The organism is Sorangium sp. So ce448, assembly GCF_051520915.1.
Lineage (GTDB): Bacteria > Myxococcota_A > Polyangia > Polyangiales > Polyangiaceae > Sorangium > Sorangium cellulosum_B.
This window is the reverse complement of sequence record NZ_CP150343.1, coordinates 3,392,115-3,408,611: the sequence shown is the minus strand read 5'-3', so window position 1 is coordinate 3,408,611 and position 16,497 is coordinate 3,392,115. Positions and strand designations below refer to the sequence as shown.

At 70.9% G+C, this 16,497-nt stretch carries 10 protein-coding genes and 1 pseudogene; 4 read left to right on the top strand and 7 right to left on the bottom strand.

Annotation, left to right across the window (positions count from 1 at the left end; genetic code table 11):
- Nucleotides 1–23: 23 nt before the first annotated feature.
- The 3 genes and pseudogenes from WMF45_RS13195 to WMF45_RS13185 all read right to left on the bottom strand — a co-directional run bounded on the left by WMF45_RS13195 (nucleotide 24) and on the right by WMF45_RS13185 (nucleotide 5,638).
- Nucleotides 24–2,030, bottom strand: a complete 2,007-nt coding sequence (locus WMF45_RS13195; protein WP_437717258.1) for an amylo-alpha-1,6-glucosidase — start codon at nucleotides 2,028–2,030, stop codon at nucleotides 24–26.
- 630 nt (nucleotides 2,031–2,660) lie between these two features.
- A pseudogene (locus WMF45_RS13190) lies at nucleotides 2,661–3,770 on the bottom strand (ferritin-like domain-containing protein); the annotation flags it as partial.
- A 14-nt stretch (nucleotides 3,771–3,784) separates the two neighbouring features.
- Entirely contained in the window at nucleotides 3,785–5,638 is a 1,854-nt protein-coding gene (locus WMF45_RS13185) for a GMC family oxidoreductase (protein WP_437717257.1), read from the bottom strand.
- Between the two features lie 964 nt (nucleotides 5,639–6,602).
- Between WMF45_RS13185 and WMF45_RS13180 the strand changes: the two genes are divergently transcribed.
- On the top strand, nucleotides 6,603–7,796 hold the full coding sequence (locus tag WMF45_RS13180; RefSeq protein WP_437717256.1) for a PAS domain-containing protein: 1,194 nt from the start codon (nucleotides 6,603–6,605) through the stop codon (nucleotides 7,794–7,796).
- Between the two features lie 62 nt (nucleotides 7,797–7,858).
- On the opposite strand, the gene WMF45_RS13175 is transcribed toward WMF45_RS13180, so the two are convergent.
- Entirely contained in the window at nucleotides 7,859–8,506 is a 648-nt protein-coding gene (locus WMF45_RS13175) for a hypothetical protein (protein ID WP_437717255.1), read from the bottom strand.
- Between the two features lie 132 nt (nucleotides 8,507–8,638).
- Here WMF45_RS13175 and WMF45_RS13170 point away from each other — a divergent pair, with 132 nt between their 5' ends.
- A complete protein-coding gene (locus WMF45_RS13170) occupies nucleotides 8,639–9,787 on the top strand; it encodes an amidohydrolase family protein (RefSeq protein WP_437717254.1) in 1,149 nt (382 codons plus the stop codon).
- A 93-nt stretch (nucleotides 9,788–9,880) separates the two neighbouring features.
- Here the strand turns inward: WMF45_RS13170 and WMF45_RS13165 are convergent, their stop codons facing one another.
- Nucleotides 9,881–10,375: a DUF6691 family protein gene (locus tag WMF45_RS13165; protein WP_437717253.1), complete on the bottom strand. Its 495-nt coding sequence runs from the start codon at nucleotides 10,373–10,375 to the stop codon at nucleotides 9,881–9,883.
- Nucleotides 10,372–10,806: a YeeE/YedE family protein gene (locus WMF45_RS13160; protein WP_437717252.1), complete on the bottom strand. Its 435-nt coding sequence runs from the start codon at nucleotides 10,804–10,806 to the stop codon at nucleotides 10,372–10,374. Before WMF45_RS13160 ends, WMF45_RS13165 begins: the two co-directional genes overlap by 4 nt.
- A 311-nt stretch (nucleotides 10,807–11,117) precedes the next feature.
- Between WMF45_RS13160 and WMF45_RS13155 the strand changes: the two genes are divergently transcribed.
- Together WMF45_RS13155 and WMF45_RS13150 are read left to right on the top strand one after the other, a co-directional pair.
- Nucleotides 11,118–12,923 (top strand): protein kinase domain-containing protein, encoded by a 1,806-nt coding sequence (locus tag WMF45_RS13155; protein WP_437717251.1) that lies wholly within the window; start codon nucleotides 11,118–11,120, stop codon nucleotides 12,921–12,923.
- Nucleotides 12,924–12,978: 55 nt separating this feature from the next.
- On the top strand, nucleotides 12,979–15,837 hold the full coding sequence (locus WMF45_RS13150; protein ID WP_437717250.1) for a TonB-dependent receptor domain-containing protein: 2,859 nt from the start codon (nucleotides 12,979–12,981) through the stop codon (nucleotides 15,835–15,837).
- A 157-nt stretch (nucleotides 15,838–15,994) separates the two neighbouring features.
- Here WMF45_RS13150 and WMF45_RS13145 read toward each other — a convergent pair whose 3' ends face one another.
- A complete protein-coding gene (locus tag WMF45_RS13145) occupies nucleotides 15,995–16,420 on the bottom strand; it encodes a bleomycin resistance protein (protein ID WP_437717249.1) in 426 nt (141 codons plus the stop codon).
- Nucleotides 16,421–16,497 lie beyond the last annotated feature (77 nt).

Genomic DNA, 16,497 nt, shown 5'->3' with positions numbered 1-16,497 from the left:
GATCTCCTCGTCGCATCGTCGGGTCAAGCGGGCTCCCGGACGGGCGGCGCCGCCTGGTCGAGGAGCGTGAAGGCGCGGAGCACCTCGGCGACGCTCCACGCCTGGGCGATGCAGCCGCGCGGCGCGAAGGGAGCGTCACCATCGAAGATCTCGCTGATCGAGCCGAGGCCGGCGGTGTTGATGTGGTCTCCCATCGGCGCGAGCAGCCGGCGCGCTGCGTCGGGATCGCCATGAACGCGGAGGTGCGCCTCGATGAACGGGCCGATGAGCCAGGCCCACACCATGCCCTGGTGGTAAGCGGCGTCGCGGCGCTCCTGATCGCCACCGTAGAACCCCTGATACGCCGGATCCGACGGGGCGAGCGAGCGCAGCCCATACGAGGTCAGGAGCGCCCGCGCGCACGCGTCGACAACGGCGCTCTGCCGCTCGGGGGAGAGCGGGCTCTCCGGGAGCGACACGGCGAAGATCTGGTTCGGCCGGAGCGCCGCCTCGGCGCCGGCGGGCCCGTCGAGGACGTCGTAGCAATAGCCCGCGGCGGCGTTCCAGAAGCGCTCGAAGGACGCGAGGGCCCTCGCCGCCATCGCCTGATATGGCTCGGCGGGCTCGCCGAGGCGAGCGGCGAAGGCGACCATCACCCGCAGCGCGTTGTACCAGAGGGCGTTGATCTCGACCGGCTTGCCGATGCGCGGCGTGATCACGCGGTCGCCGACCTTGGCATCCATCCAGGTGAGCTGGACGCCGGCCTGCCCGCCGCGGAGCAGGCCGTCGCCCGGGTCAACCTGGATCCCATACCGCGTGCCCTTGATATGCCAGTCGATGATGTCCCGCAGCACCGGGAACAGGTCGCGCAGGAGCCCGTCGTCGCCGGTCGCCTCGTGACAGGCGCGGATGGCCTGGAAGTACCAGAGCGTGGCGTCCATCGTGTTGTATTCGGGGTGCGCGGCGCCGTCGGGGAACCGGTTGGGCAACATCCCTTGATCCACGAAGGCGGCGAACGTGCGGAGGATCGGCGCCGCGATGCTCGCCTGTCCCGTCGAGAGCGCGAGGCCGGGGAGGCTGATCATCGTGTCGCGACCCCAGTCCTCGAACCAGGGATAACCGGCGATGACGCTCTTGCCGGGGGTGCCGCCGGGGGTCAGCGCGCGGTCCACGACGAACTGGTCGGCGGCGAGGACGAGCTGCGAGACCCAGCCGGGGGCGGCGGCCGCGCCCGACGGCCTCGCCCCGCTCCACGCCGAGAGGAGGGCCCGATCGCGCGCGCGGCGGCGCGAAAGGGCCTCCGGATCGACCGTGGTGGTGCCGTCTCCGGCGGCGGCGAGGAACACAACCGTCTCGCCGGGCAGGAGGGTCGCCTCGAAGGTCGCGACGTGGAGGTGGTCGTCGCGGTCGAGGAGCCCGCGCGCCGTCTCGGCCGGGAGCGCGAAGCCGCGGTAGAGCTCCGTCGCGGGGGTGGCCGCGCCGCCTTCCAGCTTGAGGAACAGCGGCAGCGCGTCGCCGGCCGTGACGACGCGGACGCCGCCCGAAGCGGCGCTGACCTCGGCCGGCCACGCGACGGTGCCTGTGTTGTGGAAGACGCGGTTGTTTGCGATGGCGCGCGCGGTGAGGCGCAACGGCTCGCGGGCCTGGAGCACGGTGTAAGCGACGTAGGTGGTGTTCTGGCCGTGCTCCATCCAGACGCGCTTTTCGAGCAGCGCGTCGGCGCAGGCGTAGCGCCAGCAAGGGATCGAGCCCTCGAGCGCGAAGTGCTCGATGTTGACGAAGCCGCCCGGCGCGACGGCGCCGCTCGCCCAGCGGTTGGTCGCGAGATCCCAGGCCGCGCCGCGGTAGCTGACGGTCTCGTCGAGCTTGACGAGCATCAGCCGTCGATCGACGGGCGGCCGGAGGGCGGCGACGAGCAGCCCGTGGTAGCCCCGCGTGATCGAGCCGGCCACCGTCCCGGAGCCATAGCCGCCGATGCCGTTGGTGACGAGCCACTCGCGCTCTTCGGCGATCCTCAGGTCGCCGCAGATCTCCCTCCCCATCCCGACCATGCGCTCCACCTCCGGGATTTCTATCGCTTACCGAACCGGCTCGACGCAACCCCCGAGTTCGCCGGGGGCCCTCGATCGGCCTCGCCATCGGCCGATCTCTCCCGCGGCGCGTTATCGCTCGCCGACGACGGGCAGCGACCGGCGCGCCGGTGTGTCCTCGGAGGACGGGATGCGCGGCGGATCGGCCCACGACCCGAACCCCTGCGGCTTGGCTCCGGCGGGGTGACCGCCGATCGCCGTCCACAGCAGCCCCTCCACGTACGAGGACGGCGAGACAACGAACGTCACGTCCTTCGGCGCGGGGCCGTAGGCCTCGGTCCAGGCCGTGGGCAGCTCGTACCAGACGCCGGAATACCACATCTTGATGATGTTGCGGGCGATCGGCCCGAGCTTCTCGTGGCCGAAGATCTCCCGGCGCAGGAAGGCCTCACGCGCCTGGCGGTCGCTCCCCTGCCCCGCCCCGCCGTGGATCGCGAGCAGCTCGTCCACAACGGCGGCGCCGACGACCTCATCGGCGGACTTCAGATACGCCTCGGCCTGCCCGGTCCCATGCAGATCGAACACGGCAAAGGCGGTCACCTCCGCCGAGAAGGCGAGGAATCGATCGAGGCGGCTCGACGCCGCGCTCGCGCCGGCGACCGCGGCAGGGGCGTCCTCGGCCGGGTAGAGCTCGAAGGTCGGCGCGGCGGTGAACTCGCTGTTTGGAAGCGGGTTGCGGATCAGCTGGGTGATCAGGTTGCGGAACTCGAACATCTGCGGCACGGCGCTCATCAGCAGCGCAGGCTCGCCGTTGTAAGCCCGCGTCAGGGTCTCGAGGAACTTCGCGTAGGCGCGGTTGAAGGCCACCGCCATGTCGTACAGCTCGGAGCCGGCCGGCAGCTCGGCCAGCTTGACGTCCGTCTTGATGGGATACGCGCCCTTCCAGTCGACGGTGAACGCCGGCCCGGTCGGCTGGCCCGGCTGGTCACCCGGCTGGTAGTAGCGACCCTGGGTGAGCTGTTCGAAGCGGTAATAGTGCGACAGCTCCTTTTCCCGGTCGTAGATGCTGGACTCGGTGCCCTCGCCCTGCTCCATGATCAGGGTGATGGCCCGGCGCGCGCTGGCCAGATCGATCACGGGCAGCAGCTCGCCGCCGCCGGAATAGTAGTACTCCGGGGTGATCTGCCGCCCGCGATCGCCGACGAAGATCGTCTCGCCCCGGGCCTGCGCCTCCGCCTCCAGGCGCACGAGGCCGTCCTCGATGGCGGCGTAGAACTCGCCGATGCTGTAGTACTGCATCTCGGAGTCTTCGGGGTGCGCGCCAAGCACCGTGGCGCCGGCCGGGGCGGCGCGGCGGACGAGCCGCCCGCCTGCCTTCTTGGGCCGCTCGATCTTCTTGAAGGTCTCGATCGCCTCGATGCCGAAGGGGGCGATGTGGACCTGGAAGTCGGTCTCGCCGTCCGGCAGGTAGGCGGGGTAGCTGGGCACGAAGCCCTTGACCGTCAGATCGGGCGTGCCCTTGACGGCGTTCAGCAGGTTCGCCGCGAGGGTCAGGTGGAGCATCTCCTCCACCGCCACCACGCGCAGGATGTGGACGGCATCCGGGTTGGTCCCCGGCTTGATCGAGTAGAGCGCCGCGAGGTACGGCGGTATCGTGGCGTGCTCCAGCTGGAGCGCGTGCTGCAGGTAATGGTGCAGCTCGGTGAGGGTCTCGATCTTGTTGCGCGGCGCGGGAGGTTCGGATCGTCTGGAGTTGATCATGGGCGCACCTCGCGTCAGTGGAGCTGCTTGAGCATCGCGCGCGTGCTCCGGTAGCAGAGCGCGGCGAGGGTGAGGGTCACGTTGGCGGTGCCGACCGAAGGCATGCTGCCGGAGCCGACCAGATAGAGGTTCTCATGATCCCAGGAGCGCTGGTCGGTGTCGACGACCGACGTGCGCTTGTCCGATCCCATGATGTGTGTGCCGGCCAGGTGGTTGCCCCCCCGGATGGCGTAGCCCTCGCCCTCGTAGGCGACATAGCCATAGTCGCCGGGGTCGTACCGGGAGAAATCCACGACGCCCAGGCGCGCGAACATGGTCCTGGCGAACTGACGCGCATAGGCGGCGCCGCGCATCGTGTACTCCGGCACCGTGAAGGAGACCACCGGGCGCATGTTGCCGAGGCGGTCGGTGTAGCGCGGATCGACGGTGACGCGGTTGCTCTCGCTGGGCAGCACCTCGAGCATGAACGCGAACAGGAGCTGGCGCGAGATGCGGTCGACGAGCCCGCGGCGCAGCTCGTCCCCGAAGTGGTTGTGCTGGTCCACGAGCTCGGCCAGATCCGTGAAGGGCGAGCCCGTCGCCCACCCCCAGCCGTCGTTGTGGATGTCCACGCTGAAGGCCGCCTGGCTCCGCCGGAATGGCCCCGTGCGCAGGTCGATGATGCCGCCGGTGCAGCTCGTGCCGCGCGTGGTCCCGCAGACCTCGGGCATCAGCCCCCAGCTCAGCAGGTAGGAGTGGTCCATCAGGTTGCGGCCCATCAGCCCGCTGCTGCTCCGGACGCCGGAGGCCAGCAGGAGCCGCGGGGTCTCGATGGCGCCGGCGGCGAGCACGAAGATCTTGCCCTTGACGGTCACCGTCTCGTGCTCTGACGACTGCGGGTCCTTGTAGACCTTGACCTCCAGCGCCGTGACACGCCCGCTCTCGGGATCGATCACCACCTTCGAGGCGACCGCCTGGACCATCAGGTCGACCCGCCCTGTCTCGAGCGCCTTCGCCAGCGTCTTGCCGGAGTGATACCGCGCCTGCACCGGGCAGAGCGGCACGCAGTTGGTGTTGCCCTGGCAGCGCTCCCCCTCCTCCACCTGATGGGTGTTGACGGCGCCCACCGGCGCGTAGCCCTTGCCGCCGTCGTAGGCGGGGTTGGGAACTCCGTTGCGGGCCTGCGGGTACGCGCGGATCCGGATGGAATACGCCTGGTCGTGCAGCTTGACCTCGGTGCCGTCGATGCCCTTGCCGACCCGCTGATCGAGGTAGGACAGCGGCAGGCCCTTCATCGGGTACACGTAGCCTTCGGGGAAGCGGAGCCCCAGGTACGTCTGCTCCGCGACGTCGGCGGAGACGCCGACCTCGCGCTCGGCGACCTGGTAGTCGGGCTCGATGTCCTCGTAGCTCAGCGGCCAGTCGATGCCCTGTCCGAACAGCGTGCGGACCTTGAAGTCGTCCGGCAGCATGCGGGGGGTCTTCGCCTCCCAGTGCATGGTCGTCCCGCCGAACACGCGCGTGTAGTTGGTGTCGGTGACGTAGGGGCCTGATTGCACGACGTAGGGAGCCGGGTCGGTCTCGCCGGGCTGGAGCTTGCGGAGCTCCGGGCTGCGCGGCATCCGCGCGTTGGGGTTCTCGGGGAACGGCGCCTGGTTGTCCTTCGACGACGCCGCGAAGAAGTTGGCGAGGTAGGACTCATAGCCGGAGATCGACCGGTTGGTCCCCGCCCCCGCCTCCAGCAGCAGCACCCGCTTGCCTGCTCGGCTTAGCTCGTTGGCCACGATCGCGCCGGCGATCCCGGAGCCCACGATCACGGCATCATAGCCGTCATCGGCGGCCACCGCGCCGGCGTCCGTCCGCAGCGCCGTGTCAATTTTCAACAGCACGTCCCGCCCTCCCTGTGTAGATGATCCCCCCGGTGTCCTAAATCAGAAGAGCTCGGTCGCTGTCAACCACTTCATTGTATCGGTCACGTGACACCGGGATCGGCGCTCCTGCCGCTGTAATGAGCGTGGATCGACGCACGACGCAGGCGCGCCGCGGCGTTCACGTCCGCGCCTGGGCGTGGATGCAGCGCGTTGAGGTCGCCTTTCCGCCAGGGGAGAACAAGGCACACTCGGGGATACAATAACGAGGAGTTCCGAAGAGTTGGTGGCTGCGCCGGAAGGGACGGCGGCTCGCGGGCGTGGGCCAGGGAGGTCCCAGCCGGCCTCGCTGATGCACCCGATGCCCCGACCGGGTGCGCCGACAGTCGCCTCATGTACGGCAGAGATCAGTTTGCTGTTCTGGAGGAACGAGACGATCTCGCGGAGCACGTGCGCAAGCTCCTGGAAGAGGAGAGGCTGAACGCGGTCATCCATTCTGGCCGCGGTCTTTGCCCGCGTGGAAGAACGACTCACCGGGAAGCCGCCGACGCCATCATCTACTTCTGCGAACAGCATCGATCTTCTCAAGTTGCTCGGCTTGCTACCGAAAGGCGCACGAGAATGAAAGCGCGGCCCGTTTCCGTTCCCCGGGTTCATGTTCTCGACTCGATGGACGGCATACTGCACCGGATCGCGCGGATGGCCGGGTACGCGGGGCGGCCAGGATCGGGGGGCGTCGGCCCTGGCGCTGGCCACGGCAGGGATGGCGGGGCCCGATCGATGGGCCTCGCCACCTCCGCAGGCGCCTGCGAGGAGCGCCGTGAGGCGCAGGCAGGGGGAAGCCTCCATGGTGCGACAAGCCCACGGTGCCCCAGCCGACAGGGGCAGGCGGGCTCGCGGCATGCTCGCTCGAACGCGCTTCACATGAGCGATGGGCCTCTGATAAGTACCATGGGATGTTGCCGGCCATAGGGCGGGAGGTCATGTGGCAGACCCGGAATCTCCTGTAGACTCGCTCCAGGCGTTCTTCTCGTCCTGTCCCGACATGCTGTTCGTGGCAGAGCTGGATGGCCGGCTCCGGCGGACCAGCGACGCCCTGGAGCGCGCCCTGGGGCCGGTCGCCGCGCGGGGGGCGACGCTCGCGTCGCTCGTCGACGATGAGGCCGATGCCAGCTCGTTCGAGGCCGCCTGGGGCCGGCTGCGGGCGTCCGGCGATCCCGTGCAGCTGGCCGTGTGCTTCCGCGACGCGCACGGCGGCCGCAGGACGCTCGCGTGCAGCGCGACCCGATCGCCGTCGGGCGACGCGGTGTACGGCTCGCTCCGCGGCGTCCTCACCCGCACCCCGGAGGCGAGCCCGCGCAGCAACCTCAAGGCGCGCGTCCTGGACCACCTCGCCGAGCACGTGTCCATCGGCATCTGGACGACCGACCGGGAGGGCGTCCTGCTGTTCAGCGAGGGCAAGGGCCTCAGGCAGTGCAACATCGAGCCGAACCAGTTCGTCGGGATGAGCGTCTTCGAGCTGTACAAAGGCTACCCGATCACCGACAGCGTGCGGCGTTCGCTCGTCGGAGAACAGACTCACTCCTACGAGGAGGTGCACGGCTATCACTGGGAGAGCTGGGTCGTGCCGTTCCGAGGGGACGCCGGCGAGATCGAGGGGGTGCTCGGGATCTCGCTCAACGTGACGGAGGCGAAGAACGCCGAGGCAGAGCTCCGGTCGCAGCTCCAGCAGATCGAGAACCAGCGGCAGGTGATCCGCACCCTGTCGATGCCCATCATCGAGGTGTGGAGCGGCGTGCTCACGCTCCCGATGGTGGGCATCATGGACAGCGTGCGGACGGCCGATATCATGGAGAGCCTGCTCGGGCGCATCGTCGAGAAGCAGGCGCGCTTCGCCATCCTGGATCTCACCGGCGTCGAGATGGTGGACACGCAGGTCGCGAGCCACCTCATCGAGCTCGTCACTGCGATCCGGCTGCTCGGCGCAGAGGGCATCGTGGCGGGCATCAAGCCGAACGTCGCCCAGACGATGGTCGCGCTGGGGCTCGACCTCTCGCAGATCACCACCCAGCAGAACCTTCGGGCTGCCCTCGGCCATTGCATCCGCAAGATGAGCGCGGAGAGGCAGCTCGCGCCGGCGCGTGCCGACGCGGCAGCCGGGGGAGCGCCCTCCCGCTAGCCGAGGAGCGCTTCGCTGACCGCCGCGCGACGGGCAGGACCGGCGCGATGGGAGCGGTCATATCACCGACACGCGCAGTCGACCGAGATCGTGTAGCTGCCTTCGGCCCCGGCGTAGCCGTCCACCACCAGGTAGGATGTCTGGCCTGGCGCGCTCGTCCAGCTCACGGTCTCGACGGTCTGGAGATCCAGCGGGGTCGAGGAAGCCATCTCGTTCGACCGGATGGGGTCGCAGGCGGACAGCAGCAGGAGATCCAGGTCCGTCGCGAGGTTCTCGAGCTTTGCGACCATCATGCACTCGGTCGTCGAGGAGAAGGCATAGACCGTCTCACGCCCCGACTCGGCACGAGCGGTCCGGCCGTATCCCGTCCACACGTTCGCGCGCCCCTGGCTCGTCGTGCTGTGATTCAAACGATCGCCACACGTGATCGGTAACGCTCCCCCACACGGGTCGGCCGCGTGGTCCACGCCCCCGCCCGCGACGCTGCCCCCGGCGCCGCCCTGGTCGCCACCGGCACCGGCCGTTCCCGCCGAGCCGACGGCGCCGCCCTCGCCGCTGTTCGCGACGGATCCGCCGGCACCGCTGCCGCCACCGGTGGCGCCAGAGCCATTGCCGGCAGCACCATCCGTCGCGCCCGCCTCGTGCACATCGTTGCCGCACGCTGCGACCATGAAGACCGCGCAACCAAGAGCCACGTGGAGTCGAATCACATTGCCTCCTTCCGTTCCGCCTGCGCCCCGCAGCATATCATGCCAATTCGCTGCTCTGCGCCGAGGCGATCCTCGCCGAGAGCAGCCTCCTGAGCGCTATGCTCCCTCATGCTCGCGTCCAGAGGTCGCCTCATGTCCCGCGCGGACATCGCATCGCTCCTGCTCGTTCTCCTCCTGCCAGCCGCGTGCGCTCACGGCCCGGCAGCGCCATGCGCCGCACCGTCGCAGCCCGCCGACATCGCGGCGCTGCGGCTCGCGGACTGGCAGCCCATACCGCTCTTGGCGCTCGAGCGCACCGCGATTACCCACCTGGCCGTGCCCGCCATCGATGTCCACACGCACCTGCACCGGGTCGTGGACGTGGCGGCCGAGGTCGCGCGCATGGACGCGTTCCACGTCGAGACGATCGTCAACCTCGACGGCTTCTCGGGCAAGCGCCTGGTGCGCGAGCTCGAGCGCTTCGACCGCGCCTATCCAGGGCGCTTTCTGACCTATGCCAACCTCGACCTCACGCTCGTGGGCGCGCCGGGCTGGGGCGAGCGTGTGGCCGCTCAGCTCGCGACCGACTTCGAGGCCGGGGCCAAGGGACTGAAGATCTTCAAGGAGCTCGGGCTCACGGTGCGCACGCCCGAGGGCCGGCGCGTCGCGCTCGACAGCCCGGAGCTCGAGCCGGTCTGGCGCACGTGCGCGCGCTACCGCCGGCCCGTGCTCTGGCACGTGGCCGACCCGGCGGCGTTCTTCGTCCCGCTGGACGCGAAGAACGAGCGCTGGCACGAGCTGCGCGAGTTCCCGAGCTGGTCGTTCGCAGACCGGACGCGCTTTCCAACCCGCGCGCGGCTCTTCGAGGAGCGCAACCGCGTGATCGAACGCCACCCCGACGTCACCTTCATTGGCGCGCACATGGGCAGCTCGTCCGAAGACCTGAAGCAGCTCGCGGGCTGGCTCGATCGCTTCCCCAATCTGCAGGTCGACATGTCGGCCAGCATCAGCGAGCTGGGCCGGCAGCCCCACGCGGCGCACCGCTTCTTCGTGCGCTACCAGGACCGCGTGCTCTTCGGCACCGACCTCAAGAGCGCCAATGCCGCGGGCTACGACGTCTATGCGCGCTTCCTCGAGACCGAGGACGACTACTTCGGCACCGAGGCCGCGAACGGCCGCCAGGGGTTCTGGAGGATCTACGGTATGCACCTGCCCGCGCCCGTGCTGCAGAAGATCTACCGCGACAACGCGCGCCGCCTTCTCTGGCCTGCAGATCCCGATCGGCTCGCGGCGCACCCGTGACGCTCGGCGCCCGGCGCGACACACGATGTTCCGTCCGGCGCGACACGCGTTGTGCGCCGTTCCGCGCGTCACACGCGTTGTTTCATTTGCCGTTCACTCCATCGGCCGCTCGCTCGTCTCCACCACCCTCGCCCTGGTCGAGGCGAAACGCTCGATCGCCATGCCGGCGGCCATCGCCGCGACGAACGCGAGCACGGCGCTCGATCCGGTCGCCAGCGAGACGAGCGCCGGCCCAGGGCAGTACCCGGCGAGACCCCAGCCGACGCCGAACAGCGCGGCGCCAGCCACGAGGCGCGCGTCGATGTCGGCGCGGGTCGGGATGTGCGCGCGGTCGGCCAGGAGGGGAAACCGCGGCGCGTGGGCAAGGCCGGCCGCGTCGGCGCCGCCCCCGCGCCGCCGCCAGCGAAGGACGCGGTAAGCCAGGAAGTGCACGGAGATCGCGCCGGCCATCACGAACGCGAGGCTCGGGTCCCAGCTGCCGGCCACGTCGAGGAAGCCGATGACCCTGGACGGCTGGGTCATGCCGGAGACGCCGAGGCCCACGGCGAACAGCAAGCCGGCGAGGAATGCGACCGCGCCCTGCTTCATCGCGCCCCCCCGAGCAGGTGCCGGCTGACGTACACCTTGATGGCCGCGGTCGCGATGAACGTCAGCGTGGCGACGAGCGATCGGACCGACAGACGGCTGAGGCCGCAGACTCCATGGCCGCTCGTGCACCCGTTGCCGAGCCGCGCGCCCCAGCCGACGAGCAACCCCGCCACGATCACGAGGCCGAGCGAGCCGCCGCCCCCCGCCGAGGGGAAGGCGACCGGATGCGCGGCGACGAGCGCGAGGCCGCCGAGGAGGAGGCCCGCGACGAACGCCGCGCGCCAGGCGGTATCTCCTGGCTTCCGGAAGAGCAGCCCTCCGACGATTCCGCTGATGCCAGCGACCCTCCCGTTGAAGAGCAGGAGGAGAGACGCGCCCAGGCCGATGAGGGCGCCGCCGAGGAGGGGGCCTATCACGGTGAATTCATTCACGATGTGACCTCGCTGAGAGACCGGTGGCCAGCATAGCAATGCGCGTCATCCACGGAAGACGAACCACCACGCGGTGCGCAATGCCGGAGCCCGCTCGGCGTATTTCGGCCGGCCCCGCCGGCTCGCGCGCCCCCTGCCGCGTCCGCCACCGCTCGCCGCGCCACCGCTGCTGCGAGCGCGCGGCGCCACACCCCGCCTGGATCGCCGCCCGACAGCGCGGGTGGGGCTGGGAGCGGGCGTATCACACACGGCGCCGGCGGACGGCCGAGATTGTGCCGGGTCCCAGAGGTGCTGGTGTATACTGACGGCCGATGGCCCACGCAGGCTCGGACGCGGCGGAACCGGCTTCATGGCGCAGGATTCCGCGCGTCGGGGATGTCGTCGGCGGCAAGTACCGCGTCGAGCGCGTGCTCGGCCGCGGCGGCATGGGGATCGTCGTCGCGGCGCACCACATCTCGCTGCGCCACCGCGTCGCGCTGAAGTTCCTGCTGCCCGAGGGGCGCACCACGCCCGGCGCCACGGAGCGCTTCTTCCGGGAGGCGCAGGCCGCGGCGGCGATCGCCAGCGAGCACATCGCCCGCGTCATCGATGTGGGGCAGACCGACGACGATCTGCCCTATTTCGTGATGGAGTACCTGAATGGCATCGATCTGGAGGCGCTGCTCGAATCGCGGGGCCCGCTGCCCGTGGAGCAGGCGGTCAGCTACGTGATCGAGGCCTGCGAGGCGCTCGCCGAGGCGCACTCGCTCGGGATCGTCCACCGCGACCTCAAGCCGGGCAACCTCTTCCTCGCGAGCCGCAAGGACGGCTCGACCCTGATCAAGGTGCTCGACTTCGGCATCTCGAAGGCGTCCGAGGAGGGCGTGCTCGGCTTGAACGCCCAGCTGACCGCATCCGCCGTGGTGCTCGGCTCTCCCCGCTACATGTCCCCGGAGCACATCCGCAGCACCCGGACGGTGGACGCCCGCAGCGACATCTGGGCGCTCGGCATGACGCTCTATCAGCTCCTGACGGGACGGCTGCCGTTCGAGACCGAGTCCGTCTCGGCGCTGTTCGTGAGCATCGTGACCGACGTGCCCGTGCCCCCGCGCAGCCACCGGCCGGAGATCCCGCTCGCGCTCGAGTGGATCATCCTGATGTGCCTCGAGAAGGATCCAGCGCGCCGTCCCCAGACGATCGCCGAGCTGGCCACGCTGCTCGAGCCGCTCGCGTCGGAGTCCGCGCGCCAGACGGTGGCGCGCATCCTGCGCAGGGCGATGGGGAACGAGGCCGTCGACGCGCCGCCGCCGCCGGATCGCCCGCGGGCCACCGACGAGGAAGCCGAGACCCTGACCGGGCCGATCGGCCCAACGCGTGGGTCCCGGCACAGCTTGAGCGGGCAGCCGAAGGAGCGCGCGCCCTCGATGCCGCCCACGCGGGCGTCCATCGCTCCACCCGGCCTCGCGACGGCGGCCTCGCCATCGATGCCGCCTGCGCGGGTGTCCGTCGCGCCTCTCACGCTCACCGCCACGGCCTCGCCGTCGGTGCCGCCCGCGCGGGTGTCCGCCGTTCCTCTCACGCTCACCGCCGCGGCCTCGCCGTCGGTGCCGCCCGCGCAGCCGCCGGAGGCCGGACCTCCGTCCGTGCACACGTTGCCACCGGATGAATCGCTGGCGCCGACGGCGGCGCCGTCCAGACGGGGCGAGCGCGGCGCCGCGGGGGATCCACAGGGGCGGCGCCGGCGAAGCCTGATCGCGCCCCTCGCGGCGGCGGCGCTCGTCGCGCTCCTCGGGGGCATGGCGGCGACAGCGTGGCTCGGGCGCGGCGCGGCGCCGGCCGCGGGCGCGCCGCCCGCCGGCGAGGCGGCCTCGCAGGTCGTGCCGGCGCAGGGCGAGCCTCCTGCGCCCTCGCGCGAGGATCCCGGGCCTTCGTCCCTCCCGCCGTCGGAGGCCACCTCGCCGCCCACGGCCGCGGCGGCCGCCGCGGGGAGCGGGTTCGCCACGGCCGGCGCCGCGCTCGCGCCGCTCGGCTCGGCGAGGGCGGGCCGCCCGCGCGCGGTGCTCGCGCCGTCGTCGCCGTACCCGGCCAGCAGCGAGCCGGCGCCGACCAAGGCGACGCGCCTGCGCGAGCACCGCTAGCGGCATGCGTCGAGCGCCCTCGAGCACGCGCGCTCGCCGGTGGAGGCTCGCCGCGGTGCCCCTCCTCGCAGGCGCCCTGCTCCAGGCCCCCGCCGCCCGCGCCGACGGCGAGGGCCAGGCCGACGAGGCCGACCTCCACTTCGACCTGGGCCGCGACCTCTACAAGCAGGGGCAGTTCCAGACGGCCCTCGAGCACTTCCTCGCGTCGAACCGGCTCGTGCCGAACCGCAACGTCGTCTTCAACATCGCGCTCACCTACGAGGAGCTGGGCCGCTTCGCGGACGCGCACAGGTACTACGACGACGCGCTCGAGGGCGAGGCCGACCCGGAGGTCGTCGCCGAGCTCCAGGCCGCGCTCCAGCGGATCGCGCCGCGCGTGGCCGTGCTCCAGATCGTCACGTCGCCGCCGGGGGCCAGGATCTACGTCGATCGCAAGGACCTCGGCGCGCGCGGCACCGCGCCGCGCCGGCTCGCCATGTCCGAGGGGCGCTACCGGATCCTCGTCGAGCTCGCGGGCTACGAGCCCGTGGCCGTGGACGACGTCCCGGTGAAGCTGGGGCAGAGCAAGGAGGTCCTCATCGTGCTCCGCCGCATCGTCGGCACCGTGCGGGTGGACGTGCGCGGCGCGAGCGAGGCCACGGTGCACGTCGATCACGAGGGCGCGCCGCCCGCCTGCACCGCCCCGTGCGATCTCGATCTGCCGCCGGGCCGCCACGTGCTCCATTTCTCGCGCCCGGGCTTCGAGGCGGCGCCGCAGCCGCTGACCGTCGCCGCGCACGAGACGGTGCCGATCACGGCGACGCTCAGCCCGCTCACCGGCTCGATCCTCGTGCGCGCCGACGAGCCCGACGCCCTCGTCGAGATCGACGGCCGCCCCATGGGCTTCACGCCGTCGGTGATCCAGGGCGTCCCCGTGGGCCGGCGCCGCGTCCGCGTCAGCCTGCGGGGCTTCACGCCCGTCGAGCGGACGATCGAGGTGACCGCCGGCCAGCAGGCGGAGCTGCGCGACGTCACGCTGGCGCCGCTCCGGGAGGTGTCGTCGGCCTCGCGCGTCCTCGAGCGCCTGGAGGACGCGCCCGCATCGATCAGCGTCATCGAGCAGCACGAGCTGCGCGCCTTCGGGTACCCGACCATCGCCGAGGCGCTGCGCGGCACGCGCGGCATCTATCTCTCGAACGATCACGTCGTCTACTCGGCCGGGATCCGCGGGCTCGGCGAGCCGCTCGACTACGGCAACCGGCTCCTCGTCCTCTCCGACGGCCACTCGACGAACGACAACGTGCTGAACGCCTCGTTCGTGGGCTCCGACGCGCGCGACGACCTCCACGACGTGGATCACATCGAGGTCGTCCGCGGCCCTGGCTCGCTGCTCTACGGCACGGGCGCGCTCTCGGGCATCGTCAACCTCGTCCCGCGCGGGCGCGACGAGCCCACGAGCGCGCACGCGGCGGCCGGCACCTACTACGACGGCGTGGGCCACGCGCGCGCCGGGTTCCACTACAACGCCCGCAGGGACGCGGGCGTGCAGGCGAGCGTCTCCGGGGCGCGCTCCGACGGGTTCGACGTCCCGGTGGCGCTGCGGGACCCGGGCGAGGGCCCGCGCGTGCAGATCGCCGAGCGCGCCGAGACCTTCCGGGCCGGCGGCACGTCCGGGCGCGCCTGGTACGGGCCGTTCACGGCGCAGTGGATGTACCACGCGCGCGAGCAGCTCGTCCCGATCGGCTACGTGGGCACGCGGCTCAACGACCTCGGGACGAGCTACGAGGACGCGCACATGATGGCCGAGGTGCGCTTCGAGCCGCGGCTCACGCCCGACCTGCAGCTCATGGCGCGCGCCCACGTGAACCGCTTCGTCTGGCACGGCGCCTACGCGTTCGACGAGGGGACGATCTTCGAGCAGCAGCACGGCACCTGGCTGGGCGGCGAGCTCAGGGCGGCGTGGACGCCGCTCCCCTGGCTGAGGGTCACCGGCGGCGGCGAGGTGCAGGCGCACCCCGAGGCGACGCTGAGCAGCGTGTTCGCGGACGGCCGCGCGCGCACGAAGCCCGTGCCGTACCGCTTCGGCGCCGGCTACCTCATCCTCGACAGCTCGCCCGCCCCGTGGGTCCGCCTCTCGTGGGGCGCGCGCCTCGACGTCTACAGCACGTTCGCGCCGATCGTCGTGCCGCGCGCCGCGGTCATCCTCCGGCCCGCGCCGGGAGGGGTCCTGAAGATCATGGGCGGGCGCGCCTTCCGCGCCCCGAGCATCTCCGAGCAGTTCTACACCGACGGCAAGACGCAGGTGCCCGCCGTCGACCCCGACCGGGGCCTCGTGCTCAAGCCGGAGTCCATCGCTTCCGCCGAGATCGAGTACTCGCAGCGCCTCGGCGACGACTGGACGGCGCTCGGCGCCGTTCACGCGAGCAAGCTGTCGGACCGGATCACCTCCGCCGAGGACAGGCCCGGCGTGCCCGGCGTTGTGCGCTACGTGAACAGCCGTCGAGACGCCTTCGTGGCGGGGGGTGACGTCGAGCTCCGCCGCGAGTGGCGCCAGGGCTGGATGCTCGCGGCGACGTACGGCTACCAGCGCGGCGAGCTCAGGCGCGGCGAGCGGCTGATCAACGCGCCGGAGCACCTCGCTTCGTTTCGCGGCGTCGTCCCGGTGGTGGAGCGGCTCGCCGCCGCGGGGCTCCGGATCAACGTGGAGGCGCCCCGGCGCATCGGCCGCAGCTCGGCCGACGAGACAGCGGGCGCGATCGTCGCGGACCTCACGGTGTCCGGGGAGCTCCAGCGCTTCCACAGCCGCTATGTGATCGGCATCTACAACGCGATGGACACGCGGTACGACTACCCGGCCGCGGAGAGCTACCTCTCGGCCACGAGCCGGCAGAACGGCAGGACCTTCCTCGCCGAGATCACCGTCAGCTATCCCTAGGTTCGCCGCTGGAGGTCCGGCCAGGGATCCGGAGAGAGAATGGAACGCAAAGACGCAAAGACGCAAAGTCGCAAAAAAGAGCAGATTCTTTGTATTTTTCCGTCTTTGCGCCCTTGCGTCTTTGCGTTGAAATCTCTCTTCGCCCGCGCGAGAGCGATCAAGAGCGCAGAGGGCGCCGGCCCAGGTCCGTGAAGAACCGCAGGAGATAGCCGTCGGGGTCGGCGACGACGAACTGGCGGTTGCCGAGCTCCATGTCGCCCTCGCGGTACCACCTCTCCTCGAAGGGGATCACGATCGGGAAGCCGCCTGCGCGCACGCGCTCGTACAGCGGCGTGACGTCGGCGACCTCGATCTGAAAATTGACGCCGCGTCCGTAAGGATGCTCCAGCGGCGCGGTGCGGAACCTGCGGCCCGGCCCCGCCGCCTCCTGCAGCATGAGCTGCGCGCCCTCGAGGTCGATGAAGGCAAATCTCTCCTCGGGCCTCTCGTACCGCAGCGTGCAGCCGATGACACCAACGTAAAAACGGAGCGAGGCGCCGAGATCCGCCACGTCGAGCTCCGGTATGAGCTTCTGCCCGCTCATCGTCCTTCCCCTCGAGATCGACCGATGGATCGAGCGGAGCGGCGGTTCATCGGGCAGAGCCTAGTACTACAGCCGCA

What these genes read in the sequence shown, in the direction of transcription:
- WMF45_RS13195 (WP_437717258.1), bottom strand. Translation starts at nt 2,030, where the DNA reads ATGGTCGGGATGGGGAGGGAGATCTGCGGCGACCTGAGGATCGCCGAA.
- WMF45_RS13170 (WP_437717254.1), top strand. Translation starts at nt 8,639, where the DNA reads ATGTCCCGCGCGGACATCGCATCGCTCCTGCTCGTTCTCCTCCTGCCA.
- WMF45_RS13165 (WP_437717253.1), bottom strand. Translation starts at nt 10,375, where the DNA reads ATGAAGCAGGGCGCGGTCGCATTCCTCGCCGGCTTGCTGTTCGCCGTG.
- WMF45_RS13155 (WP_437717251.1), top strand. Translation starts at nt 11,118, where the DNA reads ATGGCCCACGCAGGCTCGGACGCGGCGGAACCGGCTTCATGGCGCAGG.
- WMF45_RS13145 (WP_437717249.1), bottom strand. Translation starts at nt 16,420, where the DNA reads ATGAGCGGGCAGAAGCTCATACCGGAGCTCGACGTGGCGGATCTCGGC.